The 22,269-nt window shown below is 70.1% G+C and carries 35 protein-coding genes; 24 read left to right on the plus strand and 11 right to left on the minus strand.

The features are described from left to right. The first annotated feature begins 23 nt into the window (after positions 1–23). From H4F90_RS05675 to H4F90_RS05705, 7 genes are read left to right on the plus strand one after another with little or no spacing between them, the layout of a single operon-like run. Entirely contained in the window at positions 24–920 is an 897-nt protein-coding gene (locus tag H4F90_RS05675) for a hypothetical protein (RefSeq protein WP_182662278.1), read from the plus strand. Positions 921–934: 14 nt separating this feature from the next. Then, positions 935–1,294, plus strand: coding sequence for a hypothetical protein (locus tag H4F90_RS05680; RefSeq protein WP_182662280.1), 360 nt, complete (start codon positions 935–937; stop codon positions 1,292–1,294). An 11-nt stretch (positions 1,295–1,305) separates the two neighbouring features. After that, on the plus strand, positions 1,306–1,596 hold the full coding sequence (locus H4F90_RS05685; RefSeq protein WP_182662281.1) for a phage fiber-tail adaptor protein: 291 nt from the start codon (positions 1,306–1,308) through the stop codon (positions 1,594–1,596). Positions 1,597–1,598: 2 nt separating this feature from the next. After that, positions 1,599–1,946: a hypothetical protein gene (locus H4F90_RS05690; RefSeq protein ID WP_182662283.1), complete on the plus strand. Its 348-nt coding sequence runs from the start codon at positions 1,599–1,601 to the stop codon at positions 1,944–1,946. Between the two features lie 11 nt (positions 1,947–1,957). Continuing rightward, entirely contained in the window at positions 1,958–2,485 is a 528-nt protein-coding gene (locus H4F90_RS05695; RefSeq protein WP_182662285.1) for a hypothetical protein, read from the plus strand. Between the two features lie 3 nt (positions 2,486–2,488). Continuing rightward, the gene (locus H4F90_RS05700; protein WP_182662287.1) at positions 2,489–2,815 is read left to right on the plus strand and encodes a hypothetical protein; all 327 of its coding nucleotides are present in this window, start codon (positions 2,489–2,491) and stop codon (positions 2,813–2,815) included. After that, complete coding sequence (locus H4F90_RS05705; protein ID WP_182662289.1) at positions 2,815–3,195, plus strand: hypothetical protein; 381 nt, start codon at positions 2,815–2,817, stop codon at positions 3,193–3,195. Before H4F90_RS05700 ends, H4F90_RS05705 begins: the two co-directional genes overlap by 1 nt. Before the next feature lie 320 nt (positions 3,196–3,515). Here the strand turns inward: H4F90_RS05705 and H4F90_RS05710 are convergent, their stop codons facing one another. The 7 genes from H4F90_RS05710 to H4F90_RS05740 all read right to left on the minus strand — a co-directional run bounded on the left by H4F90_RS05710 (position 3,516) and on the right by H4F90_RS05740 (position 10,271). Continuing rightward, positions 3,516–5,099, minus strand: coding sequence for a PBECR3 domain-containing polyvalent protein (locus tag H4F90_RS05710; RefSeq protein ID WP_182662291.1), 1,584 nt, complete (start codon positions 5,097–5,099; stop codon positions 3,516–3,518). Beyond that, a complete protein-coding gene (locus H4F90_RS05715; protein ID WP_182662293.1) occupies positions 5,086–5,457 on the minus strand; it encodes a hypothetical protein in 372 nt (123 codons plus the stop codon). Before H4F90_RS05715 ends, H4F90_RS05710 begins: the two co-directional genes overlap by 14 nt. A 39-nt stretch (positions 5,458–5,496) precedes the next feature. Beyond that, positions 5,497–6,909 (minus strand): phage terminase large subunit, encoded by a 1,413-nt coding sequence (gene terL / locus H4F90_RS05720; RefSeq protein ID WP_328700828.1) that lies wholly within the window; start codon positions 6,907–6,909, stop codon positions 5,497–5,499. Next, the gene (locus H4F90_RS05725; RefSeq protein ID WP_182662294.1) at positions 6,906–7,454 is read right to left on the minus strand and encodes a terminase small subunit; all 549 of its coding nucleotides are present in this window, start codon (positions 7,452–7,454) and stop codon (positions 6,906–6,908) included. The genes terL and H4F90_RS05725 overlap by 4 nt, the downstream gene beginning before the upstream one ends. Beyond that, positions 7,448–7,681: a hypothetical protein gene (locus tag H4F90_RS05730; protein ID WP_182662296.1), complete on the minus strand. Its 234-nt coding sequence runs from the start codon at positions 7,679–7,681 to the stop codon at positions 7,448–7,450. The genes H4F90_RS05725 and H4F90_RS05730 overlap by 7 nt, the downstream gene beginning before the upstream one ends. A gap of 350 nt (positions 7,682–8,031) precedes the next feature. Then, the gene (locus tag H4F90_RS15780; protein ID WP_182662299.1) at positions 8,032–10,068 is read right to left on the minus strand and encodes an AAA family ATPase; all 2,037 of its coding nucleotides are present in this window, start codon (positions 10,066–10,068) and stop codon (positions 8,032–8,034) included. After that, positions 10,065–10,271: a hypothetical protein gene (locus tag H4F90_RS05740; protein WP_182662301.1), complete on the minus strand. Its 207-nt coding sequence runs from the start codon at positions 10,269–10,271 to the stop codon at positions 10,065–10,067. The genes H4F90_RS15780 and H4F90_RS05740 overlap by 4 nt, the downstream gene beginning before the upstream one ends. 190 nt (positions 10,272–10,461) lie before the next feature. On the opposite strand from H4F90_RS05740, the gene H4F90_RS05745 reads away from it, so the two are divergent. The 3 genes from H4F90_RS05745 (at position 10,462) to H4F90_RS05755 (ending at position 11,994) form a co-directional block, all read left to right on the plus strand. Continuing rightward, positions 10,462–10,950 carry an RING finger protein gene (locus H4F90_RS05745; RefSeq protein WP_182662304.1) on the plus strand — a complete coding sequence of 163 codons (489 nt, stop codon included), beginning with the start codon at positions 10,462–10,464 and terminating at the stop codon, positions 10,948–10,950. A 54-nt stretch (positions 10,951–11,004) separates the two neighbouring features. Further along, a complete protein-coding gene (locus H4F90_RS05750) occupies positions 11,005–11,511 on the plus strand; it encodes a hypothetical protein (protein ID WP_182662306.1) in 507 nt (168 codons plus the stop codon). Positions 11,512–11,808: 297 nt separating this feature from the next. After that, positions 11,809–11,994 (plus strand): hypothetical protein, encoded by a 186-nt coding sequence (locus H4F90_RS05755; protein ID WP_182662308.1) that lies wholly within the window; start codon positions 11,809–11,811, stop codon positions 11,992–11,994. Here H4F90_RS05755 and H4F90_RS05760 read toward each other — a convergent pair. After that, positions 11,942–12,151, minus strand: coding sequence for a hypothetical protein (locus tag H4F90_RS05760; RefSeq protein ID WP_182662309.1), 210 nt, complete (start codon positions 12,149–12,151; stop codon positions 11,942–11,944). The genes H4F90_RS05755 and H4F90_RS05760 overlap by 53 nt on opposite strands. Then, a complete protein-coding gene (locus tag H4F90_RS05765) occupies positions 12,148–12,384 on the minus strand; it encodes a YdaS family helix-turn-helix protein (RefSeq protein ID WP_220486046.1) in 237 nt (78 codons plus the stop codon). The genes H4F90_RS05760 and H4F90_RS05765 overlap by 4 nt, the downstream gene beginning before the upstream one ends. A gap of 115 nt (positions 12,385–12,499) precedes the next feature. On the opposite strand from H4F90_RS05765, the gene H4F90_RS05770 reads away from it, so the two are divergent. From H4F90_RS05770 to H4F90_RS05795, 6 genes are all read left to right on the plus strand, one after another. Then, the gene (locus H4F90_RS05770) at positions 12,500–13,132 is read left to right on the plus strand and encodes a hypothetical protein (protein WP_182662313.1); all 633 of its coding nucleotides are present in this window, start codon (positions 12,500–12,502) and stop codon (positions 13,130–13,132) included. A 98-nt stretch (positions 13,133–13,230) separates the two neighbouring features. Next, the gene (locus H4F90_RS05775) at positions 13,231–13,587 is read left to right on the plus strand and encodes a hypothetical protein (RefSeq protein WP_182662315.1); all 357 of its coding nucleotides are present in this window, start codon (positions 13,231–13,233) and stop codon (positions 13,585–13,587) included. After that, complete coding sequence (locus H4F90_RS05780; RefSeq protein ID WP_182662317.1) at positions 13,584–14,351, plus strand: DUF1828 domain-containing protein; 768 nt, start codon at positions 13,584–13,586, stop codon at positions 14,349–14,351. Before H4F90_RS05775 ends, H4F90_RS05780 begins: the two co-directional genes overlap by 4 nt. A 222-nt stretch (positions 14,352–14,573) precedes the next feature. Beyond that, on the plus strand, positions 14,574–15,491 hold the full coding sequence (locus H4F90_RS05785) for a hypothetical protein (protein WP_182662318.1): 918 nt from the start codon (positions 14,574–14,576) through the stop codon (positions 15,489–15,491). Positions 15,492–15,508: 17 nt separating this feature from the next. Next, entirely contained in the window at positions 15,509–16,384 is an 876-nt protein-coding gene (locus tag H4F90_RS05790) for a hypothetical protein (RefSeq protein WP_182662320.1), read from the plus strand. Positions 16,385–16,563: 179 nt separating this feature from the next. Then, complete coding sequence (locus H4F90_RS05795; protein WP_182662322.1) at positions 16,564–17,190, plus strand: NYN domain-containing protein; 627 nt, start codon at positions 16,564–16,566, stop codon at positions 17,188–17,190. Between the two features lie 48 nt (positions 17,191–17,238). Here the strand turns inward: H4F90_RS05795 and H4F90_RS05800 are convergent, their stop codons facing one another. Further along, positions 17,239–17,556 (minus strand): HigA family addiction module antitoxin, encoded by a 318-nt coding sequence (locus H4F90_RS05800; RefSeq protein WP_182662324.1) that lies wholly within the window; start codon positions 17,554–17,556, stop codon positions 17,239–17,241. Positions 17,557–17,567: 11 nt separating this feature from the next. Continuing rightward, positions 17,568–17,849, minus strand: coding sequence for a type II toxin-antitoxin system RelE/ParE family toxin (locus H4F90_RS05805; protein WP_182662326.1), 282 nt, complete (start codon positions 17,847–17,849; stop codon positions 17,568–17,570). Between the two features lie 165 nt (positions 17,850–18,014). Between H4F90_RS05805 and H4F90_RS05810 the strand changes: the two genes are divergently transcribed. From H4F90_RS05810 to H4F90_RS05845, 8 genes are read left to right on the plus strand one after another with little or no spacing between them, the layout of a single operon-like run. Further along, entirely contained in the window at positions 18,015–18,722 is a 708-nt protein-coding gene (locus H4F90_RS05810) for a pentapeptide repeat-containing protein (protein WP_182662328.1), read from the plus strand. Then, the gene (locus H4F90_RS05815) at positions 18,719–19,096 is read left to right on the plus strand and encodes a hypothetical protein (protein ID WP_182662330.1); all 378 of its coding nucleotides are present in this window, start codon (positions 18,719–18,721) and stop codon (positions 19,094–19,096) included. The genes H4F90_RS05810 and H4F90_RS05815 overlap by 4 nt, the downstream gene beginning before the upstream one ends. Next, entirely contained in the window at positions 19,093–19,317 is a 225-nt protein-coding gene (locus H4F90_RS05820; protein ID WP_182662331.1) for a hypothetical protein, read from the plus strand. Before H4F90_RS05815 ends, H4F90_RS05820 begins: the two co-directional genes overlap by 4 nt. Next, the gene (locus tag H4F90_RS05825; RefSeq protein ID WP_182662332.1) at positions 19,314–19,523 is read left to right on the plus strand and encodes a hypothetical protein; all 210 of its coding nucleotides are present in this window, start codon (positions 19,314–19,316) and stop codon (positions 19,521–19,523) included. The genes H4F90_RS05820 and H4F90_RS05825 overlap by 4 nt, the downstream gene beginning before the upstream one ends. Further along, positions 19,520–19,903 carry a hypothetical protein gene (locus H4F90_RS05830; protein WP_182662333.1) on the plus strand — a complete coding sequence of 128 codons (384 nt, stop codon included), beginning with the start codon at positions 19,520–19,522 and terminating at the stop codon, positions 19,901–19,903. Before H4F90_RS05825 ends, H4F90_RS05830 begins: the two co-directional genes overlap by 4 nt. A gap of 15 nt (positions 19,904–19,918) precedes the next feature. Next, a complete protein-coding gene (locus H4F90_RS05835) occupies positions 19,919–20,446 on the plus strand; it encodes a hypothetical protein (protein WP_182662334.1) in 528 nt (175 codons plus the stop codon). Beyond that, positions 20,443–21,687 carry a DUF2800 domain-containing protein gene (locus tag H4F90_RS05840; protein WP_182662335.1) on the plus strand — a complete coding sequence of 415 codons (1,245 nt, stop codon included), beginning with the start codon at positions 20,443–20,445 and terminating at the stop codon, positions 21,685–21,687. The genes H4F90_RS05835 and H4F90_RS05840 overlap by 4 nt, the downstream gene beginning before the upstream one ends. A gap of 33 nt (positions 21,688–21,720) precedes the next feature. Beyond that, positions 21,721–22,269: a DUF2815 family protein gene (locus H4F90_RS05845; RefSeq protein WP_182662336.1), complete on the plus strand. Its 549-nt coding sequence runs from the start codon at positions 21,721–21,723 to the stop codon at positions 22,267–22,269.

Raw genomic sequence — 22,269 nt, forward strand, 5'->3', positions numbered from 1 at the left:
TCGACATCGGACACCTGCCAGCCGTGGGCGGATTCGCCCTTCTCACGGCGCAGGATGGTGCGACCAACAACTGGCAGCCCTTCGCCAAGCCGCGCGGGGCCCGCGGCTTCTTCATCCTCGCCGTGGGCGCCGGTGGTGGTGGTGGAGGTGGTTTCGCGGGGTCTCTCGGCAGCCAGCGTGGCGGGGGCGGCGGGGGCGGCGTGGGGTCGCTCTACCGGGCCTGGATGCCGGCGGACTTCTTCCCGCCCACGCTCTACGCCAACCTGGCCCGTGGTGGGGCGGGCGGCGCATCGGCAGCCGGCGGCAGCTCGGGCAACACCTCGTACCTGCATGCCTGGCCGGGCAATCCATCGCGCACCTTGCTGTTCTTGGGCGGCGGCGGCGGCGGCGGCACGGGCAGCGCCACGGCCGGCGGCACGGCCGGCAGCGGCGGCGGTGCCACGGCCTATGGCCCCTTGCTGGCCGCCAGCTATGTGACCGGGGGTGGCACGGGCGCCGCGGCCGGTTGGACGAGTGGCGCGGCGTCCTCAGGCGTGGTTTCGTTCACCGGGGGCGGCCTGGGCGGCGCAGGTCAGGCCGCCGTGGATTACGCAGGCAGCGGGGGCAGCGCCATCAGCAGCTGGATCGAGCCCTCGGGCTGGGGGCCGGTGGTGTCCGGCGGTGCCGGCAACGCCTCGGGCGATGGCTCGGCGGGCGGGCATGGTCTGTTCCGCATGCCGGCCGCTTCATCGGTGCATGGCATGTCCATGCCCCTGCTGCTGCCGGGGGCCGGGGGCGGCAACGGCGGCGGGGTGTCCGGTGTGGGCGGCGCGGGCGGCAACGGCGCCTACGGCTGTGGCGGCGGGGGCGGCGGTGCCGGCGTCACCGGCGGTGCCGGCGGTCGGGGTGGCGATGCCGCCGTGATGATCTGGTGGTGGTGAGGTAGGGCTGAGCCGTGGACTTCCAGAGCGGGGCCTTCCAGAGCGGGGCCTTCCAGAGCGCGGGTGGCGCGGCCGTCACCGGCAGTGGCTCGGCCGCCCTGGTCACCGTCACCGGCACCGCAAGTGGCACGGTGGCGGTGAGCGGTGCCGGCTCGGCCGCCCTGGCCACCGTCACCGGCACCGCAAGTGGCACGGCGGGTGGCGCGGCACCCGCCCTCTACACCCCGGCACCGCGCCGCTACCTCAGCCCGGCCCGCACGGCAGTCTTCGCATCACCCAGCCGCGCCGTGCGCTACCTCAGCCCGGCCCGCACGGCAGTCTTCGCATCACCCAGCCGCGCCGTGCGCTACCTCAGCCCGGCCCGCAACGACTAGGAGAGCCGCCCATGGCCATGATGGGATCTTTCCCGAAGCAGCCCGGCGAGACCCTGCCGGTGGACATCGACTACAGCGCCGTCATCGCCGGCCGCACGGTGGACAGCCTCACGCCCACCGTCACCACGCCGGTGGGCCTCACCAAGGTCAGCGAGCAGGTCAGCGGCAACGTGCTGCAGCTATACCTCAGCGGCGGCACGGCCGGCCAGACCTACAAGTGGACGATCAGCACCGCCATCGTCATCGGCGGGCGCACCACCGTCGTCGAGGACGAGTTCATCACCCTGGTGGAGGAGGTGTGAGCATGGCCGAGCCAAGCATCATGAGCCTGGCGGCCGACGTGTCGGCCCTGCCGGCGGGGCAGGCCCCGGCGCGGCTCGCCAAGCGCGCGGCCGACGAACGGCCCTACTTGATCGACCTGGCGCCGCTGCTTGGCTGGCACGAGCTTGCGCTTGGGGTGGAGCACATCGAGGCGCCTGGCCTGGGCGTTGGTCCGGCCCGCACCCGCCTGGGCCGCTACCTGGAGGTGCGCCTGGCCGGCGGCGAGGTGGACCATCCGCGCCCCCACCAGGACCACGGCCTGAGCGCCACGGTGCGCACCACGCGCGGCGCCGTGGCCGTGGCGGTGGACGTGCGGGTGCACGCGCGCTGAGGGGGCCGGCGATGAAGCTTGACGTCAAGCTCACCGGCGCCGAGGCCGTGCGGCGCCAGTTGCTACGCCTCGGCGCCCAGAGCACACAGAAGGCCCTGGACAAGACCGTGGTGGATGTCGAGGCCTACGTCATGCGCGAGGCCGGCCAGCACACGCGCACCGGTGCGCTGTTCGCCAGCGTGGACAAGCGCCGCATCCCCGGCGGCTGGGAGGTCTTCCACGACCTGCAGCGCGCGCCGCATGCGGTGTTCGTGCACTGGGGGACGAAGCCGCATGTGATCCGGCCGAAGGCGGGAGGTGACTACAAGTCCTACAAGGATGCCGACGGCAAGACCAGGCGCAAGGGCATCCCGGCCGGCGGCCGGGCGCGCGTGGCCCTGCGCTGGCCATCCGGTGGGCAGTTCGCCTTCGCCAAGGAGGTACGCCACCCTGGCTACAAGGGCGACCCCTGGATGGTGCGCGCCGCCCAGCTCGCCCCGGCCCTCTTCGCCCGCCACGTGCAAGACCCGATCAACCGCCTGAGCGCCCCCGGAGCCTGAGCCATGCCCCTGACCCACTACTACGCCGACGCCTACCTGGCGCCCCTGGTCACCGAAGAGCGCGAGGCCCGCGCTGCGGCCGACGTAGCCGAGCTGGGCACCCTGCCCGCCGCCTGGGTGGCGCGCCTGGTGGTGGCCCGGGCCTACGTGCTGACCTGCCTGGAGAGCCAGCGCGCGGCGGATGACACCTTCTCGGCCAAGCTGTCCGCCTACCGCAAGGAGTGGGACAGCACCCTGGCCCAGGCCCGCGCGGCGCAGGCGGCGGCCGATGCTGCCTCGGGCGGCACGGGCTCCGCGTCCATCTACACCGTCGCCCTGGAGCGCGCGTGATGAGCGACAGCGCCTTCCCCCTGCTGCGGGGCCTGCGCGACGCGCTGGCCACCGTGCCCGGCGTGGCCACCTGCCGCATCGGCCTGGAGGCCAACATGACCCCGGCCGACTACCCCATGGTGCGCCTGGTGCCCAGCCGGGTGACGCATGGCGAGGTGATCGGGCGACGCGCCGTGGAGCTGCTGATCTACTTCGGCCAGCCCATCCACGAGTTCAGCGCCGGCCTGGAAGCCCAGTGGGAAGCGCTGCTGGCCATGGAGGCCGCCCTGCTGGCCACGGCCATGCAGCACGCCACCACAACCTACCGCGAGACCATCCTCGACGAGGACCGCGTGGACGCCTACAAGCTCATGGCGCTGAGGGTGGAGGTGCAGGGGTAGCCGCTGCCGGCACAGGTTCACCGCTGCCGGCACAGGTTCACCGCTGCCGGCACAGGTTCACCGCTGCCGGCAGCGCGTAAGGCACAGACGTGAAAAAGCCCGCGCGCCGGGGCCTTGCGGCGTACACTGGCGGTGCCGGCGCGGGTCATCAGGCTGACTCGGCCCCAGCAGAGATGCTGAGGATGAGCCGACCAGGGTCGCCAACCTGGCCCACCGGCACTTTCACGTTGGTGGCGTACACTCCGAATACACCCGCGAAGTCGTTTCGGACGTTGAGAGAAGGGGCCGCATGGCAGCACGCACTCGTCGCGGGTGCATCTTTAGGAGCCCCAGGCTCCTTTTTTCTTGCGCATCGAGTCCGTTGCAACAAGCTTGTTCTTGCCGCGGATCTCCTCGACGTGCCGGTAGCCGATGCCGTCGATCACCTTGGTGAACACGATCACATCGCGCCCGATCTTGTTCTTGCCATCGGCGAAAACGTCGTCCGGTTCCGCCGTGATCAACGGGATCAGGCCGAAGTCCTCCAGCGTGACAGCGATCTGACCCCGAGTGGCTTCCTTCGATGGTGAGCCATGCTGCTTCATGGTGTGGCGGACGCCGTAGTTGTCCAGCATCCGCTCGAACCCAGAGAGATCAAAGCCCGTCTTCCGCTGAATCAGCTCGGCGTTGATCACCTTCCCGAGCTTGATTTCCGTGCGGCGGTCGGCGACCTTCATCGCTTCGACGGCGAATGCGCGAATGTCCTTCAAGCTTGCGGATGCGGTTGTCATGGCCACCGCATTCTCAGCCGGCCCCACCAGCGCATGCCCGCCCGCGGCATCCCCCAGCCTCGCCAGCCGGTACATCTCCGGCACCCGCTCGTGGTTGATCACGCTCTCCACGCTGGCGCCGCTCATCACCGCCATGGCGCGGGCTTTCGACCCCATCACACGCGCCGCCTCGCCCTCCGGCAGGCTGCGCAGGAAAGCGCCCTCTCCGCCCGCTGCCCGGCGCGCATCGGAGGCCTCGAGGTCCGGCCGGCTGCGCAGCACGCACCAGCAGAACGGGTGAAAGGGCGGCCGCGGGGCGCGTTCCTTGGGGTAGCAGCCCGGGCCCAGGCCCCACAGGTTGGCGCGGCCGTGCAGGTCGCAGATGTCGGCCTTTGGGTGGCGCGGGTTCAGCACCACCTGCACGACCTCGATGCTGTCGTCGGCCATCAGCTCTTGCGCCCGCTGCGCCTGGTGGGCACGCGCCAGCTCGGTCTGGGCGATGCGCTCGGCCATGAAGCGGTTCTTCTCCCGCCAGGCCACGTCCAGGCGGCGCGTCAGGGCGGCATCGCCCTGCCCGGCGGCCCAGGCGTCGAAGGCCTCGCTGTAGGCCGCGCGCAGGGCGCTGCTCGTCAGGCGCGCGACCTGGGCCTGGCCGCGCTTGATGAGGGCCTGCAGGCTTTCGCGCGTGACTGGGTCGGCGGTGAGCGCACGCAGGGCCTTGGGCAGCTCCGCCCGGGCACGGCCTTCCAGGGGGCGCTCGGCCGCGGTGGCGGGGTCGTAGCCGTCGTAGAGGCGCAGGGCCAGCGTGCGGGCCTGGTGCAGGCCCTGGGCGTGCTGGCGCACCAGGGCCAGGGTCTCGGCCTGGGTCTGCACGTCGTTGAGGTAGAGGCGCCGGCTCAGGGAGATGGGGCCAACCGGCAGGGCCTTGACCTCGGCCACGCCCACGGCGCGCTGCAGCAGCTCGCTGAAGGCGACGCTGAGCTGTTCGAAGAAGGCGCCGCTGAAGCCGGTCTGCGCCTGGGCGATGGCCTCGCGCGCCTCCGTGCCGCCGCGGATGAGGCCCAGCATGCGCACGAACTGCGCCTGCGCCAGGGTGGCGATCAGCCGGCCGTGGCGGGCGGCCAGCGCGGCCGCGGCGCCATCAGGTAGCACCATCGGCGTCCTCCCCGTCCGGCCCGTCGATCAGGCTCAGCCGGCGCGCGGCGATGGCTTGCAGCGCCCGCTCATTGAGGGCCCACACCACGTGCCGTTGGGCGTGGCGGCGGCTGAGGCCGGTCTGCTGGGCCAGCTGACCAGACGCCTCGGTGCAGCTCAGGCCGGTGTCCAGGAGGCGGCGGGCCGTGTGGCGCAGCTCGGGCAGGTGCAGCTCGCGCCGGGTGACGAAGATGCGCTGCCCGGCCATGCCGCGCAGGATGGCGCGCAGCCGCGCCTTGCTGACGGTGGCGCCGGGCGTGCGGTCGATCTCCAGCAGCAGCCACTGCAGGGGGGTTGGGCCGGCGTCTTGAATGGGCATCGGGGTGTGGGGCGTGGCGGAGCGTGGCGAGAGGCCGGGTCAGAGGCCGGGGACGTTGAAGGTGCTGATGGGGCGGGCGTCTACGGGGCCCAGCAACTCGCTGAACGCACGGCTCAGCGCGTCGACCTGGTCGTCGAAGGTGCCGTTCGGGAACAGTCTCATCTCCTCGATCAGCGCGTCGTTCCAAGCTCCCCGCAGCAACAGCACGTTGCCGACGTTGACCTGACTGGCCAGCGGTTCAGCCCGCGTCACCTTGTCGCCCGTCTCGGGGCTGGTGCGCACCATGTACCCGGCCAGCATCCGCGTGAGCGCCAGCACCTGTGTCTTGCCGGCTTGCCCCGGGTCCTGAGGCAGGCCGATGCGCACCTCGCGCCCGTCGCGTGCGGCCGTGTTGCGCAGTAGCGCGTCGCGCTCGTCAGGCCCCAGGCGCTCGCGCTCGATGCCCGCAATGACGAAGCGTCCATCGGGCAGCTTTCCAAGCTTCGCCCCGGCCGTGTAGTCGCCACCGCGGGCCACAGAGGCCAGGTCCCAGGCCCGGCACCAGGTGATGCGGCCCGCCGGCAGTGCGTCGACCACCTGCAACTGGCCCGGCCGGAACACCCCGCCCTCGAGCGGTGCCGGCCGCTGCCGGTACTGCCCGGCGAAGATGTACGGGCTGGCGCGCTCCATGCGCACCAGGTCGTCGGCGCTGTGCTTCTCCGGCCACAACGGCGTGCCGTCGTCCTTCCAGGCCGACAGGCAAAGATGCTCCCAGGCCTCGCCGTTGCCGCCGTCCAGCAGCCAGCCCGCCAGGTCCTGCTGGTGCAGGCGCTGCATGATCAGCACGATGGGCGTGTCCGGGCTGTTCTTGCGGCTCTCCAGCGTGTTCTGGAACCAATCGATCACCCCGGCGCGGATCACGTCCGACCGCGCTTCATCGGCCTTGTGCGGGTCGTCGATGACGATCGCCCCTCCAAAGCCCGCCCGGTGCTTGCCAGCGCCGAAGCCTGTGATCGTGCCGCCAGCGCCTGTGGCGTACATGACACCGCCGGCCGTCGTCGTCCAGTGCGCCCGGGCCTCGCCGGCCAACTCCGTGCCACGGAACACCTCGCGGTAATCCTCGTGCTGCAGCAGACTGCGCACAGCCGCGCTGTTGTTGCCGGCCAGCGTGGTGCTGTAGCTGGTGTGGATGAACTCCGCGTCCGGCACATGGCCCAGCGCCCAGGCGATGAACATCACCACGGCCAACTCCGTCTTCGAGTACCGCGGAGGGATGTTGATGATCAACCGCCGGGACTCGCCGCGGAACACCCGCATCAGCGCATCGCAGATCAGCCGATGGTGCGGCGCGCGCTGCCAGGCGTAGCCGCGACGGCGCAGGAACATCCAGCGCGCGAAGAAGTACAGGTCGGCACGGGCCAGCTCGGCGGCGACGAACCGCTGGCGAGGATCATCGAGGCCTGGCAGGCTCACACCTTCCCCGCCATCTCGGCCGCGATCTTGCGGAACTCGTCCGGCGTCATGTTGACGGTCTGCACCGGCCCGCCGCCCTTGCCGGTCAGCGCCAGGGAGTCGCGCCACGCACCAACGGTCACATGCCGGCCGATCAGCTCCATCGACTTCATGCGGTCGGCCAGCTTCACCTTGCGGATGACCCCCACCGACACGCCTTCCTCCCGGATCTCCTCGGTCTCGACACCGGCCACAAGGCCGCGGCGCCACACCTCGGGCCACTCCGCCACCGGCTTGAGCGCACCGTCCGGGCCGTACAGGTCCGCCAGGTCCGCGTCCGCCATCGCCGCCAGGCGCTTAAGGACCCAGTCGGCGTCGATCTGTGTGCGCTGCTGGCGGGCCTCAAGGGCTTCCTGGATGGCTGCGGCAATGACAGGTTTTGACAAGTTCTCAGCGCCGATCCGATTCGCAACCCGCTCGCTGTAGCCCGCCCGGCGCGCCGCCGCCGCGGCGTTGAGGTCCACCAGGTACTCGGCCACGAAGGCCTGCTGTTTGGGCGTCAGCACAGCGCCACCTCCAGCACGTCGAGCACGTGGCTGTTCAGCTCCCGCAGCTCGTCGGGCGTCAGGTCGCAGCGCTGCCGGTCGTCCTCGCCGGAGGCACCCCACCGACCCAGCCGGGCCGACCAGCTCGGCGAGTAGCGCCGCGTCGGGTCCTTGCCGTCGAAGCACCGGACCACCCGCCCCGACCAGGCCGCGGTTCCGTGTTCGCCGTACCACGGCCAGGGTTGCACGGCGACGATCAGCCGGCGACCCACCGGCCCCGGGACGGCATCGACGTCGGCCGTCAGCTTCCGCCACCCATCCCGGTCCACCGGGTTGATCGTCCCTCCCGAACCGGCCCGGTCCGTTCCCGTTTGGCCCTCCCCTACGGGGAGAGGGCCCAAAGCGGGAAGAACCGGAGTCCCGCAACGTCCCGAAACTTCCCGATTCGGGAACTTCGGGAAGTTTTTTGGTCCCGTTTCGTCCCGATTCGGGAATCTTCGGGAAAACGGGACACTTCCCGAAGTTCCCGAAACGGGCTTTCGGGAACTTTCAACGGCGGTTTTTTTGCCAATTGGCATTTTTTCGCCCGTTGCCGACATCACAGCACCACCACCTTCCCGCCCGAGGTGGACAGCAGATTGCCCCCCACGAGGCTCTGGATCGCGTCCAGGATCCGCTCGCGGCGTCGATCCTTGCTTGCCTTCTCGTCCTTCGGAACCTCGTTGATCGAGGCCTCGATCAGCTCGCCAGTGGTCACCTCCTCGGCCAAGTCGCACAGGGCCTTGGCGGTGCGCAGCACCACGGTCTGCCACGAGCCCTTGGGCTGTGCCTTGCGGGCCTCCTGGGGCACGTGCTGGCCGTGCTGGACCACGCAGCTTGTGATGGCCTCGCCGTCCTCGTCCTGCCCCAGCGTCACGCTCTGGAGGGTGAAGGGGTACTCCGTGCCCTCACCTTCACCATCCTTCATCTTCGTGACCGTCGCGGCGCGGTACGCGTCCGAGCGCTCGACCATGATCTCCACGTCCAAGGCGCCTTTGATGCCCGACCAGCCGCGCAGGCCCCGGGAGGTGTCCTTGCCCGCGTGGGCCACCAGCAGCACCATCGCCCGCGTGCGCTGGTGCAGCACCTTGCAGTGCGCCAGCGCCCGGCCCATGTCCTCGCCCGCGTTTTCGTTCGCGCCTGGGGTGACTTGGGCCAGGGTGTCCACCACGACCAGGTCGTAGCGCCCGCAGGCTTCGATGGCCTTGAGCAGGTCGCCGATGTCCTGCTTCTCCAGGAAGTTCGGCGCGTCGCCCAGCACGTCGATGGCCAGCTCGGCCAGGTCGAGGCCGTGGTGTTCGGCCAGCGCCTGCAGGCGCCGCACCATGCCGCCGGAGCCCTCGGCGGCGATGTAGAGCACCCGGCCCTGCCGGACCCGATGCCCGCGCCACTCGCGGCCCGTGGCGATGGCCAGCGCCAGGTCGAGCACCAGGAAGCTCTTGCCGCTCCCGGACTCGCCGAACACCGCCCCCACCTCGGCCAGCGGCAGCACCCGCTTGACCAGCCACGTCAGTGGCGCACGCTGCGTGAAGGCTGCGGCCTGTGCGATCTTGAACCGCAGCGCCGGGGCCGGCTTCCCAGCCGCCCCGGCCATCGCCGACACACCCGCCTGGGCTGCGCCGGGCACTTCGGCCCGAGCGTCTTGCCCTTCGGTCACGTCATCGAAGTCCTCGGCCGTGGCCACGCGCCTGGCGCGGCCACGGGCCTTCAGGGTGTGCTCCACCCACAGGTACATCAGCGCGCGGTCAGCGTCCTGGCGACGGTGGTCCAGCGCCACCCCCATCGCGTGGGGGTTGGTCGCCAGAAGGCTCAGCACCTCGTCGGCCGGCAAGCCCGCTGCGAACAGCGCCACCGTCGTCGCGAACAGCGTTCGGCTGCGGTCCGCACCCGCCTCGCCCTCGGACAAGAAGGCCCGGGCCTGCCAGGGGATCGAAAGGTCCCCGAGCTCCGGCAACAACAGCTCGTCCACCAAGTCCGGCAGCGGCTCGATCAGCCGCACCACCTCGGCCGATGTGCGCTCGCGTGCGTGGCGCTGCGCCAGGGCCTCCAGCACGCCCGCGGGGGCTGCCTGCAGGTCCTCGGCCGTGCCCTCCAGTCGATGGCCCGTCAGGGTTAGGAAGCGCGGCTCGTGCCCGCCGTAGACCTCGATGCCGCGCTCGTGGTTCGTCCAGTCCGCCGGCACCGCCCCCTGCAACATCACCCGCACGCCATGCCCACTGGGGGACCGCTCCGCGTAGCTCGCCGACTCGGCCACCAGCTCGGCGGCCCACGGCGACAGCGCGCCATCGGGCTCGATGCAGCGATCCAGGTCGAGGCCCACCACGCCGTGCGCGCCCGTCATCAGATAGCCCAGCCCCGCGAACAGGTCGGGGCGCGACTGGACCGCAGCCAGCGCCTCGTCGAAAGTCAGCCATCGCTCGGGCTTCGCCGTGCTCAGGCCGTAGCCGGCTGGGGCGCACGGCACCTTGTCCCACTTGCCGCGGCGCGGCGCCCAGACCGCCCTCCACGGCGCCCAGCGCCGGTGTTGGCGCAGGGCCAGCGGGATGCCGTCAGGCAGCAGCTCCAGCAGGGTCGGCCGATCAAGCACCGCGCTCACTCCCTGAAGCTCCCCGCGATTCCCAAGCGCGCCAGGCGGGTAGCCGCTACCTTGAGCGCATGCCCCTCACCCAGCAACGCCCGCTCGATCAGGTCAGCCGCCAGGGCAGCCTTGTCCGTTCGATGGGCCTCGGCCATCAGCTCCAGCATGGCGTCGGCCTCCTCGGAAAGCCGGACGTGGGTGGAGTTTTCGCGCTTCGGCATGTAAAGGCCTCAGAAGAAAGAAACCCCAGGGCCGACGAGGCCCCGGGGCAAACGCGCGCGCGGGCCTGGGAGGGGGCAAGCCCGCACCGGATAGGCCGGCGCCAGGGCGCACGAGGGAGACAAGGGCGGGCGCCCCGCACCGTGGGAGGATCGAAGTCCCTCAACCACGCCCGCCACGGCGGGGGCGCCCATGGACATTTCGCTCGTCACGTCAGCAGCCGGCGCCGTCACGGCCGCCGTCGACATCGGCCGGGGCCTGCTGGGCATCCGCGATGCCGCCAAGCTCGCGCCGGAGGTGGCCAAGCTCAACGAGACGCTGCTCGACGCCCAGCAGCGTCTCTTCAGCCTCACGGCTGCCCTGCTCGCGCTGCAGCAGCAGCACTTCGAGACAGCCCAGAAACTGAGAGAAGCAGAAGACGCCCTCGCGCAGCGCTCGGGATACACGATGGTCGAACTCGCTCCCGGGCATGTCGCGTACCGGGTAGATCAGCGGCCAGCACTGGCCGGGCCCGGCGGTCCAGTCCCTGCGCAGCCGCAGCACTACCTCTGCCAGCCGTGCCTGGACATCCGTCGCCACCGCTCGGCGCTGCATGTCAGGGGCGCCGGAGCCAGGTGCCCCGAGTGCAAGACCAGCATCGGCATGAGCGGCTTCGCTGCGCTCAGCGTGCCGGGTTTGTGATGCTTCGATCACGCCGCCTCCCGCTGCGCAGGCCCACCCCCAAGGGATAGCCCCATGCTCGACCGAGCCCTGCAAAAGCTCATCCTCGAAACCCTGGCATCCGCATACCCGGAAGGCGAGTTCGACCTGCCTGCCGCAATTGAAGCTGCCGGACACCCGCGCCCGGACGATCGGGCCCTGCTGGTCAACACCCAGTACCTGGCCGAGCACGAGCTGCTTGAAAGCGGGTACCAGCGGCGCGGCTGCATCGGCGACAACAGCTTCATGCCCATGGGCGAAAGCGTCATCACTGCACGCGGGCTGGACTTCCTGGCCGACGACGGCGGCCTGGGCGCCATCCTGGGCGTCGTCACCATGCGCCTCGACAGCGACACCCTCCGGGCCTTGCTGGCAGAGCGCGTCGACGCCACCGACCTTCCGGCCGCCGAGAAATCGCGCATCAAGGCAGCTCTCCTTGGGCTGGGCAAAGAGGCTTGGTCTGAAGCAGCCAGACGTCTGGTGTGCGAGGGGCTGGATCGCTGGCCGGAAGCACTTTCGTGGCTGCAAACCTTGCGCGGTTGAACAGCACGCCGGCCGGGGTGAAGAACGTGTCCGCACCCGCCACACGCAGCCAGAAGCCCGTGGGCATCACCCGCATGGCCTCGGCGCCGGTGAGCCAGATCGAAAGCTCGAAGCCCTGCGGCACGCCGTCCAGGCTCACCTCGGCCATGCCGCAGGTGCCGCCCACCAGGGCCAGCTCGGGCAGGGGTTCACGCTGCAGCATCACGCCGCTCCTTCTTCGTGGTGAACGGGTGGCCGTGGCTCACCTGCTGAGAACGGGAGTTCCTCAACGCACCGCCCTCAGCAAGGGCCACGGCCATGGAAAACGAAGTCGCACGAGCAGAAGCACAGCGGGAGGCGGATCGCCTGCTGGAGCTGCTGATCAAGCACCAGCCCGGCCTGATCAAGTCGGCCGGGCTGGCCGAGGAGGACGCTGCGGGGATCGCGAAATTCATCGAGCACCTGCGCCGCGCGCTTCGGCAGCAAGCCGCTGGGCGCGGTTGATCGCCGCCAGGAGCAGCACCATGCTCTCGACCTGGCCGATGCTCAACACCTCGCCGTGCCGCGCTGCGTCGAGCACGGCGAGCCGCACCTCTGACCACATGACGCTTGGCAGGTCGTGCTGCGCCAGCCGGGCAGCCCAGTCGGTCTCTGCGCTCACGCTGCCTCCTTATGCGCCTTCGGCGCGGCCACGTCGATCAAGGGGCGGCCCTCGGGGTGCGGCCAGTCGGCGTCGGGCACGCGGTGCCAGCGCACGTCCGGGCGCAGTTCCTCGCAGCTCACGCGGCCGGAGGTGGCGCGTTCGATGGCGGGGCAGCGGTCGACCGGCGTCGGCCGTCGGCCGGTCAGGCACTGGTAGAGGTACTGGTCGTGTATCCCCACGGCAGTGGCCACGGCAGCACGCTCAGAGGGCGTCAAGGCGTTCATGCCGCTCACTCTAACGAAACGTTAGAAGCCAGGCAAGCGAAACGAACTGGAGACGACTAGCTAAAAGCTAGAGGATCGAAGGATGACTGACCCAATGGTTGACGCGCTGAGGCGCATCGTTGAAGCGAATGGTGGCGCCACAGCCGTCGCTGACAAGATCGAAGTCAACGATCAGACCATCTACCAAATCCTGAAAGGCGTGCGCCTGCCGTCGGGCCGGCCGAAAGGCGTCGGGCCCGCGCTGCGCGCCAAGCTCGACGAGCACTACCCCGGCTGGCGTCTCCCCACCCACACCGCCCAGGCCCACCAGCAGGTGGGCGATTTCGGGCAGATGGCGGTGGCCGGGGCCGGCCAGGCTCACCCGCTGAAACTGTACGAATTTACAGTTCCTCCACTGATTGAGTGGGGGGAGCTGATGAAAACCAAGGTCTTGCCGCCGGCCTTCCGCCTGGTGGCCAACGACGACGCGCTGGCGCCCAAGATCCTGCGGGGCACCGGCCTGATCATGGCCGCCGGGCACAGCGCCCAGCCTGGCCAGGTGATCCTGGTGCAGCGCGGCAACGGCGAGCGCCACCTGCGGCGCTACGCCGTGGGTGCCGACCAAGCCTGGCGCGCCCGCGCCCCCAACGAGGACTTCCCCACCTACGACAGCGCCGACGACCCCGACATGACCCTGCTGGCCGTGCTGCGCTGGATCGACGCCGAGGGCTATTGATGCCGGGGCTCAGCCACGCGCAGGCGCGCGCCTTGATGGCGCTTCACAAGACGGGGTGCCCTCCCGAGAGCTGGCGGCAGCACCGCACGCACCGTGGTGTGTCCACGCTCGAGTTCGGTGTCGTGGACGGCGACGGGGCCACCATCCCCGGCATGCACGTGCAGTGCATGGCCACCACCAAGCCCAGGCTGACAACCATCGCCTGGAAGATCACCCTGTTTCAGGCTGATGGAGCCCATCTGCTCCGGGTCTATCAAATCGACAATCCAGGCCTTACGGGCATGCGCCCTGGGGACCATGATTTCCCGCACGAGCACATCGGCGAGCCCCGTCAGCCGGACGACCCAGCCTGGCAATCCATCGGGTTCAACGGCATGCTTGACGTGTTCTGCCAGCGCTGCGCCCTGACGCTGGATGGAACCGTTCCTGACCCAACCGCCTACCCACTGCGATGAACTGCTCACTGCTACCCGACCTCATTGGCATGCGCTGCGAGCCGCAGGCCATGCGAGATGGATCGCTCTGCGCCGCGGTGGTCACCCCGTTCCGCTTCTTCGACGGTGACGGGATGAGCCTCTTCGCGTTCAGCGTCGGTGACACCGTGCACCTCAGCGATGAAGGCATGACCTTGTCGTGGCTGCTTGGCTTGGGGCACCGCCTGGACGACCGTCGCGCCTGGAAACCCCTGCGAGCGGCGCTGGCGCCGTACCACGTGACCTTGAACGACGACGGCGTCGTCGAAGTGTTGGCGCCCACTGCGCAGGCCCCATCCGCCTTTGCCCGCATGGTTTCTGGCCTGCTGGCTTTGGACGCCTGGGCACGCTCAGCGAACGGAACGGGCGCCTCGACAAGCAACACCCTGCGCGAAGAAGCGGCCCTCTACTTGCGCGCCTGGCGCCCGGCCAGCCCGCTGCTGGACGACCCGGAGCCACTGCTGGGCCTCAGCGGCTCGGAACACAGCTTCGCTTTCAGGATGGGCAACGAGTACATCGATGCCATCGGAAGCGCACCTGCCGCGAGCAGTGCCGAGCTGCGCAAGCTCGTGGACGTGCGCGGCTCCGAGTTGAACGCCAGCGTGCAGATCCGCGTGATCGTTGACGACCGCACCGCCCCGGAGCGCGCCGCGACCGAGGTGTCCATCTTGGGCCGCTTCGCCAAGGCATGGCCCATGTCGCGCCTGATCAGGGCCGCGGCGGAGCCATCGGCGGCTGTGCACTGACATGCGGCCCGCAGCGCCAGAAGCCTTGCACCGCTCTACTGGCCGTGCTGGGGGACGACGCCTCGGTCTACCGGCAGCGCCTGGCGGAGTTGCACAGCGCGGCGTCTGCCAATGCCGCACCGACCGGTTTGGCCGAGACCCACGATTTCGCCGGTAAGCCAGCCGGCGCAGGCGCAAAAGCCGGATCACAGGCTGTGCCGCATGCCCAGGGAGGGGCGCCCGATGACTGAAAACACCCGCCTGGTGCCGGGGCTGGACCTCGACGACACATCCCGCCCGCCCTGGGCGCGGCTGATGAGTGGTGGGCTCACCGTCGAAGCAGGGCAGGAGAACAAGGTCTGGCGCGGGCAACTGCAGGTGCCGGGCAGCACCGAGTCTTGCGTGCCCGCGGTTGTGAAGTGGATGAACAACCAGCCCAAGGTCGCCATCGAGCTGGCCTGCGCGCTGGCGGCGGCCGAACTCAAGCTCGACGTGCCCCGCGGCGTGGTGGTGCTGGCCGAACGCGACCAGTTACCCGGCCTGCCCGTCAGGGCCAAGCCGCTGCCCAACACGCAGGACTTCCTGTGCTTCGGAAGCGTGCACCAGTGGCCCGACGACAGCGCCGTGCGCATGCTCGACGACGCGGCGGCCGAGGAACACACCTGGCGCCGGCTGTGCGAGATGCCGGCCGCAGCACCGGGCGCCGCCTGGGACGAACTGGTGGCCAACGCCGACCGCCACACCGGCAACCTGATCTTCGACGGCCACCGCTACTGGTTCATCGACCACGAACTGGCGCTGCAGCCGCTGGCCCAGGTGATCCGCCGCTGGGCGGTGCAGGCCAACCGCCAGCGCGTGCTGGAGCATCGCGCCCGGGGCAACGAGCTGGCCGCCCAGCTGGCGCGCCGCCGGCCGTCCGATCATGGCCTGCAGGGCCAGCCGGCCAAGTTCCAGAAGGCGGGCCAGCGCCTCGGCCTGCTGGCCGACCGGATGCGGCAATGGCACACGGGCTACCCGCCCGTCGATGACATCTGGCCCATGGCCGAAGTAGTATTGCGCGGCATCGCAGCCCGCCTGGAGCCGCTGGCCCTCATGGTCAACGAGCGGTTGGGCGTGCGTGAAGGCGCCTCACTGTGGAACTCCTCGCCCCCCAACAACTGATCCCACCCGCTGCCGGCGTGGCCGCGGCCCGTGCGCCGCTGGTCGCCCGCTACCGCCCGGTGCTGTGGGAGCCGCTGCCCGGCACTGGCGAGAAGCTGCTGGCGCTGCTGGCCGTGCAGGCGCACGAGACCACCGCCCTGGCCCTGACGGCAGCCACGCACAGCATCATCAGCGCCCGGCGCCTGCGCCAGCTGCTGGGTGCACAGCGCGGCAACTCCGCCCACGGCGTGCTGCGCGAGTGCGCCGACTACATGACCCAGCGCCAGCAGGCCGGCCTGCCCATCGACGAGCTGCGCCCGCTGTTCAAGAGCTTCGAGATGGGGCCGGTGATGGTGGCCCGGGGCTGGAGCGTCGACCAGCTGCTCGACGCCGCCGTGCGCAGCGTCAGCGTGTTCGGCTCGGCCGACGAGATCATCGAAGAATCCGAGCCGGCCAACGCCCGCCACTCCGTGCGCACCGGTGAATTCCTGACCCTGCTGCGCCGCATCTTCGTTGGCGCTGACCAGGCCAACGCCAGTCGCTTCGAAGTGCCGCTGAGCAGCTCGGGCGAAGCACCTGAGGTGGTCATTGATTACGCCAACGGGCCGCTGGCCGTGCAGGTCACCAGCTTGCCCAGCACGCGCCGCCAGGCCCAGCGCACCGACCAGGAAGCCAAGAGCAAGATGCTGGAGTTGGATATGGCGCGCGACCACATGGGTGGCAACAACTTCGCCGGCACCCTGCTGTTCAACACCGACGCGCTGGCCGAAGGCGCCAGCGCCGAGGCGCGCGAACACGCCCTGGCTGCACGCGATCAGCTCAGCCGCGTGGCCCGCTACCGCGGCCTGCACATTCTGGAGGCGCCCACGCCGTCAGCGGCCGCGCGCCTGCTGGAGCAGCCGCTGCCGATCTGATCGATTCAGCCGGAACCAGCGAAGTACTGCTCGACTGCAGCGTTAACCCTGCTCACGCTGCGGCGCAGCAATGTGGCACACTATTTGCCTGCACATAGCAGAGACGGCTGCCTTTCGGGTGACATATAACAGGACGCCTCGACGTCCGACCCGACTGGCGGCCAACTTTTCGGGCTCCGATGCTCAGCTACGCGATCCTCATCGACGGCGGCTTCGCCAAACGCAAGATCGGGACGGCCAAGGCACCCGCGACCGCCGAGAGCTTCCGAAGCCTGGTTGCCCAACTGCAGCAGCATGAAGCCCTGGCCGGGATGCGCATGCACCGGGTCTACTACTACGACTCGATGCCGCTTGAAACGGCCCACCAGAAACCGCTGGGCGGCGAGCTGGTGGAGTTCGGGGCCTCACCTACCGCAGCCAGGGCGCGCAATCTCTTCGAGCAGTTGGCCCAACTGCCGTTCATGGCCTTGCGCCTGGGCGAGCTGGCGTTCCAGGGCTGGGAGCTCAGCGCCAAGAAGCTCGGCAACGCCGTCGGCCCCTCCGTCGAAGTCAAGCCCGACGACCTGCGTCCGCAGATCACACAGAAGGGCGTGGACATGCGCATCGGCATGGACATCGCCGCCTTGACCCTGAAGCGGCAGGTGCAGGTGATCGTGCTGGTCACGGGCGACAGCGACTTTGTGCCGGCCATGAAGTTTGCGCGGCGAGAAGGCGCCCACCTCTATCTGTGCCCTCTAGGGCAACGGGTGAAGCCTTCGATGCTGGAGCACAGCGACCTGTGCTTCGACTTGCCCCCCGCGAACTGATCACGTGCCACCAGCCCGCCTGCGCGCGGGCTTTTTCACGCCAGGGGCTCAGGCTGGAACAGCCTCGGGAGCGCGCATCACGCGCAGCGGGTGATCGCGCAGGCGCAGCTCCGCCGCGTGGCGGTCGAAGTTGGCCTGCATGCGCAGCCACAGGCCGGCATCGCCGCCGCGGTCGCGGCCCAGCCAAGCCTCGATGCGCAGCGCCATCTCGGGCGAGACCGCCGCGCGCCCGTTGAGCACACGCGACAGCGTGGCGCGCGTCACATCCAGCTGCGCGGCAGCCTCGGTCACGGTCAAGCCCAGCGCAGGCAGCACGTCCTCGCGGAGGATGGCGCCGGGGTGCGGATGATGCAGATGCGTGTCCATGGTCTCAGCCCTCAGTGGTAGTCCAGGTAATCGACGAGCACCACATTGGCACCCTCGAAGCGGAAGGTCAGCCGCCAGTTGCCGCTGACCGACACAGCCCAATGCCCGGCCAGCGCCCCCTTGAGCGGGTGCAGGCCCCAGCCCGGCAGGCCCATGTCGCCAGGCGCAGCTGCGGCATCCAGCGCCCGCAGCAGGCGGCCCAGCCGCGGCGCGTGCTGCGCCTGCACGCCCGCCGTGCTGCCGGTCTCGAAGAACTGCCTCAGGCCCTTGTGCTGGAAGGTCTTGATCGTCACGCGGTGAAGTGTATAGCGTAGCGATACGCAGCACAACGGCCAACCCTTCCCGCACCTCAACCCCGAAGAAATCTAACGTTTCGCTTGACTCATAGGCTAACGTTTCGCTAGAGTAAGCCCGCGCCCCAAGACAACGCCGCGACGGCGGGGGTGAGGGAGACGGGGATGCCGAAGATCACCATCCGCCACCGCGGGTCCGACGAGGCGCTGTTCGAGCACGAAGTCACCGACGAGCAGCAGGCCTGCGGCATCGCGATGCGCGTGACGCTGGAGGCCGCCACCAAGGCCGCCACCAAGGCCCGCGCGAACCTGGCCGGCGCGGACCTGGCCTACGCGGACCTGGCCGGCGTGAACCTGGCCGGCGCGAACCTGGCCGGCGCGGACCTGGCCGGCGCGGACCTGGCCGGCGCGGACCTGGTCGGCGCGAACCTGGCCGGCGCGGACATGGCCGGCGCGGACATGGCCGGCGCGAACCTGGCCGGCGCGAACCTGGCCGGCGCGGACCTGGCCTACGCGGACCTGGCCTACGCGGACCTGGCCGGCGCGGACCTGGCCGGCGCGAACCTGGCCGGCGCGAACCTGGCCGGCGCGGACCTGGGCGGCAGTTTGAAGCTTGTGGGTCTTCGCCCTTGCCTGCATATCGGGCCCATCGGCTCTCGCGCAGCAACCCTGACGCTTTGGCTCACTGACCAAGGGCCGCGGGTTCAGACAGGCTGCTTCTTTGGAACGCGCGCTGCGTTTGAGGCGGCGGTGGCCGATGAGCATGGTGACGGCTGCCACGGGCGCGAGTACGGCGCTGCGCTGGCGCTGCTGGATGCGCACATCGAGCACTGGGCGCCGCCGGCGACCCAAACCGCTGTTGGGGCCGCGTGAAGGCCCCGGCATGTGCGGATGCCGAACGCGCCCGCGCCACCGCCTGGTGGCAGCGGCCTGGCAGCGAGCAAATCCGCGAGGAAGCCTTCAACGAGGCCTACGACTGTGCCCGTGCAGGCCTGGCCGCCGGCGCGCCGGCCACCCAGGCCCTGCTGGGCGAGCTGGTGCTGGAAGGCGATGACGACCTGGACATGCTGATGGCCGCCATGCGTCACGCAGTGCGCGGCGACATGCAGCGAGCCGGGGTGATGGTCACGCTCCTCACCGGAGCGGTGCTGCAGCGGCATGCGGCGCTGGCCGCCGACCTGGTCGTGATGCAGGCCGAGGCCGCGAGCGCCGTATTGGCGAGCGCAGAAAGCGGTGTGGCTCCGTGAGCAAGCTTCTTCCCCATGACGGTCCGCCCCACGAGCCGGCCGAGACCTTCGATCCTGGCGTTTCGGCCTGGCTGAGCGACGCGGCCCTGCAGGGCTTGGTGGCCGATGACGAGCAGGGCCCGCGCACCTTGGTCCATCTGGTGGACGCCATGATCTGGGCCGCCTTCGCAGCCGGCCTGGTGTGGTGCCTTGTGGAATTCTTTACCGGGATCACGCGATGAGCCTGAACCATCAATCACCTCGGCGCGATGAGCTTACCTACCGCCACCCGCGCACGCTGGTGGAGGCCTTCGGGCCCGATGCGCGCACGGCGTGTGCGATCGAGACGCCCAGCGACGACGCACTTGGCGCGGCCAAGGCGCTGACCCACTGGCTGTGCGTGCTGTCGATGGCCTTGACCGCTGCTTTGGTGTGGGTGCTGGCATGAGTGTTCACCTGCAATGCCTGACCGACGAGGAGCCGCTTCGCCGCGCCTACCAGGAGCAGCACGAGCTCAGCAGCACTGCGCTGGAGATTGAGCTGCGCCGGCGCCTCGAAGCGCGGATCGACAGCCCCGACCTGCCCGCCGGCCTGGCGCCGCTGCTCGACGGCTACGACTTCGACAAGACGAAGGACCTGGAGCTCATCGGTGCCGCGCTGGCCTTCGCCGAGAAGAACGACCTGGACGCCGCGCAGCGCCTGCTGGACGCCTGCGCCGACGCCGACCTCTACGAGCCCGCCGACCTGAAGCGCGAGCTGGACCGCCTGGCCGAACTTGAGCGCCAGATCAACGACGGCGAGCTGGTCGCCGCAATCCCCACTGCCTGAGAAGGAGGCCTTCACGTGTTCCCGTTGACCCTCACGCTGCACAGCAGCGAGCAACTCCACGCGGTGCTGTGCGCGCTGCAACCCTTGCTGGACGCCCAGGCGCAGGTCCTTGCGAAAGGCGCGGAACCGGCCGCGGAGGTCGCCGCCGCGCCGGTGGAAAAGCCGCAGAGCCGGAGCGAGACCAAGCGCGCCCAAGCGCTGAAGGCCTCTGCCCCCGGCCCCGCCGAGCCGACCAGCCCGCCTGCCCCTACCTCGCCTACTGCCGGGGCGGCGGCGGCCGCTGCGCCCGAGAAGACGGCCGCCGCCTGCGACCCCACTGCCGCACCTGCGGCAGCCGAACCCCCGCCCTCGACTGCTGCGGCTGAGCCGGTGGCCTACGACGCGGTCAAGCAGCGCATCAACGCGCTGGCCAAGACCCACCGCGAGCATGTGATCGACACCCTGTCGGCTTTCGGCGTGCGCACCGGACAGAACCTGAAGGTGGAGCAGTACGCCGCCTTCCTGGCCGCCCTCAACCAGCTGCCCGAGGAGGTGACGGCATGAGCCACGCCCTGCTTTCACCCAGCGCCGCCCACCGCTGGATGGCCTGCCCCGGCTCGGTGCTGCTGACCCGTGACCTGCCCGACGAGTCCAACACCTTCGCCGATGAGGGCACCGCGGCGCACGAGCTGGCCGCTACCTGCTTGCTGATGGGCGTCGACGCCGCCGAGTACATCGGCGAGCAGGTCAACGTCAGCGACCGGGCGATCTTCACCGTCGGCGCCGACATGGCCGCCTACGCGCAGGTCTACCTGGACACCGTGCGCGCTCTGGTGGCCGCAGGGGGCGAGCTGATGGTGGAGCAGCGCCTGAGCATCGAGCACCTCACCGGCGAGCCCGGAGCCCACGGCACGGCCGACGCGGTGGTGGTCCTGGGCAGTGAGCTGATCGTCATCGACCTGAAGTACGGGCGCGGCGTGGAGGTGGACGCCAAGCACAACGAGCAGCTGCAGATCTACGCCCTTGCCGCGCTGCGCGAGCTGGAGCTCGCCCACGAGCTCACCCACGCGCGCCTGATCATCGTGCAGCCCCGGCGCAACCACATCGACGAGTGGACGGTGGGCCTGGACGAGCTCCGCACCTTCGGCCAGGCCGTGGATCTGAAGGCCGGGTGGGTGCGGGGCTGTCTCTCGCAGGGCCTGGACGAGGTCGAAGACCTGCACCCCACCGAGCACGGGTGCCGCTTCTGCCGTGCCAAGGCCAGCTGCCCGGCGCTGCGCCAGCGCGTGCTGGACACCGTGGCCGACGACTTCGTGGACGTGTCGCAGCCGCTGGCGCCGCAACTGGCCGGCGCGCTGGATCGCATCGAGCAGTCCGACAGCGCGCACCTGGGCGCGTGCCTAGCCGCGGTCGAGCTGGTCGAGACCTGGTGCAAGGCCGTGCGCGCCCGCGCCGAAGGCGAGCTGCTCGCCGGCCGGCAGGTGCCGGGCTTCAAGCTGGTGGAAGGCCGCAAGGGCGCCCGCAAGTGGGAGAGCCAGGACGAGGCCGAGACCGCGCTGGAAGTCATGGGCCTCAAGCACAGCCTGCGCTACGAGTACGCGCTGATCACGCCCACCACCGCCGAGAAGCTGGCCAAGGCCGGCGAGATCGGCCCCAAGCAGTGGACCAAGCTCAAGGCGCTGATCGTCACCCCGCCAGGCAAGCCCAGCGTGGCCCCCGCCAGCGACAAGCGCCCCGCCCTGGACCCCGGCGCTGCTCTCGACGACTTCGAGGTCGTCACCCCGCCGGCTGAAGCCATCGCCTGACCCCGTTCCCAACCCGTCCAGAAAGGACACCTCATGAAGATCAAGCTCAACAACGTGCGCCTGGCGTTCCCCGCGCTCTTCGAGGCCAAGACCGTCAACGGCGAGGGCAAGCCCGCCTTCTCGGCCGTGCTGCTGCTCAGCCCGACCGACCCTCAGGTGAAGGCCATCAACGCCGCCATCGACCAGGCCGGCACCGAGAAGTGGGGTGCCAAGGCGCCGGCCATGCTCAAGCAGATCCGCGCCGGCGACAAGACCTTCCTGCACGACGGCGACCTCAAGAGCACCTACGACGGCTTCGAGGGCCGCGTCTACGTCAGCGCCCGCAACGAGGTGCGCCCGCTGGTGATCGACGCCGACAAGACCCCGCTCGTGGCCGCCGACGGCAAGCCCTACGCGGGCTGCTACGTCAACGCCACCATCGACGTCTGGGCAATGGACAACAACTACGGCAAGCGCGTGTGCGCCACGCTGATGGGCGTGCAGTTCCTTCGCGACGGCGACAGCTTCGCCGGTGGCCGCAGCGCCAGCGCCGACGACTTCGACGACGTCAGCGAAGGCGCGGGCGCCGAGTCGCTGGCCTGA

This window comes from Aquariibacter albus (genome assembly GCF_014145335.1).
GTDB lineage: Bacteria > Pseudomonadota > Gammaproteobacteria > Burkholderiales > Burkholderiaceae_C > Aquariibacter > Aquariibacter albus.

Coding starts and splice junctions, on each gene's coding strand:
- H4F90_RS05745 (WP_182662304.1), top strand. CDS start 10,462: ATGGACATTTCGCTCGTCACGTCAGCAGCCGGCGCCGTCACGGCCGCC.
- H4F90_RS05770 (WP_182662313.1), top strand. CDS start 12,500: ATGACTGACCCAATGGTTGACGCGCTGAGGCGCATCGTTGAAGCGAAT.
- H4F90_RS05685 (WP_182662281.1), top strand. CDS start 1,306: ATGGCCATGATGGGATCTTTCCCGAAGCAGCCCGGCGAGACCCTGCCG.
- H4F90_RS05710 (WP_182662291.1), bottom strand. CDS start 5,099: ATGGTGCTACCTGATGGCGCCGCGGCCGCGCTGGCCGCCCGCCACGGC.
- H4F90_RS05700 (WP_182662287.1), top strand. CDS start 2,489: ATGCCCCTGACCCACTACTACGCCGACGCCTACCTGGCGCCCCTGGTC.
- H4F90_RS05690 (WP_182662283.1), top strand. CDS start 1,599: ATGGCCGAGCCAAGCATCATGAGCCTGGCGGCCGACGTGTCGGCCCTG.
- H4F90_RS05740 (WP_182662301.1), bottom strand. CDS start 10,271: ATGCCGAAGCGCGAAAACTCCACCCACGTCCGGCTTTCCGAGGAGGCC.
- H4F90_RS05695 (WP_182662285.1), top strand. CDS start 1,958: ATGAAGCTTGACGTCAAGCTCACCGGCGCCGAGGCCGTGCGGCGCCAG.
- H4F90_RS05845 (WP_182662336.1), top strand. CDS start 21,721: ATGAAGATCAAGCTCAACAACGTGCGCCTGGCGTTCCCCGCGCTCTTC.
- H4F90_RS05705 (WP_182662289.1), top strand. CDS start 2,815: ATGAGCGACAGCGCCTTCCCCCTGCTGCGGGGCCTGCGCGACGCGCTG.
- H4F90_RS05750 (WP_182662306.1), top strand. CDS start 11,005: ATGCTCGACCGAGCCCTGCAAAAGCTCATCCTCGAAACCCTGGCATCC.
- H4F90_RS05785 (WP_182662318.1), top strand. CDS start 14,574: ATGACTGAAAACACCCGCCTGGTGCCGGGGCTGGACCTCGACGACACA.
- H4F90_RS05800 (WP_182662324.1), bottom strand. CDS start 17,556: ATGGACACGCATCTGCATCATCCGCACCCCGGCGCCATCCTCCGCGAG.
- H4F90_RS05840 (WP_182662335.1), top strand. CDS start 20,443: ATGAGCCACGCCCTGCTTTCACCCAGCGCCGCCCACCGCTGGATGGCC.
- H4F90_RS05825 (WP_182662332.1), top strand. CDS start 19,314: ATGAGCCTGAACCATCAATCACCTCGGCGCGATGAGCTTACCTACCGC.
- H4F90_RS05795 (WP_182662322.1), top strand. CDS start 16,564: ATGCTCAGCTACGCGATCCTCATCGACGGCGGCTTCGCCAAACGCAAG.
- H4F90_RS05780 (WP_182662317.1), top strand. CDS start 13,584: ATGAACTGCTCACTGCTACCCGACCTCATTGGCATGCGCTGCGAGCCG.
- H4F90_RS05715 (WP_182662293.1), bottom strand. CDS start 5,457: ATGCCCATTCAAGACGCCGGCCCAACCCCCCTGCAGTGGCTGCTGCTG.
- H4F90_RS05810 (WP_182662328.1), top strand. CDS start 18,015: ATGCCGAAGATCACCATCCGCCACCGCGGGTCCGACGAGGCGCTGTTC.
- H4F90_RS05830 (WP_182662333.1), top strand. CDS start 19,520: ATGAGTGTTCACCTGCAATGCCTGACCGACGAGGAGCCGCTTCGCCGC.
- H4F90_RS05755 (WP_182662308.1), top strand. CDS start 11,809: ATGGAAAACGAAGTCGCACGAGCAGAAGCACAGCGGGAGGCGGATCGC.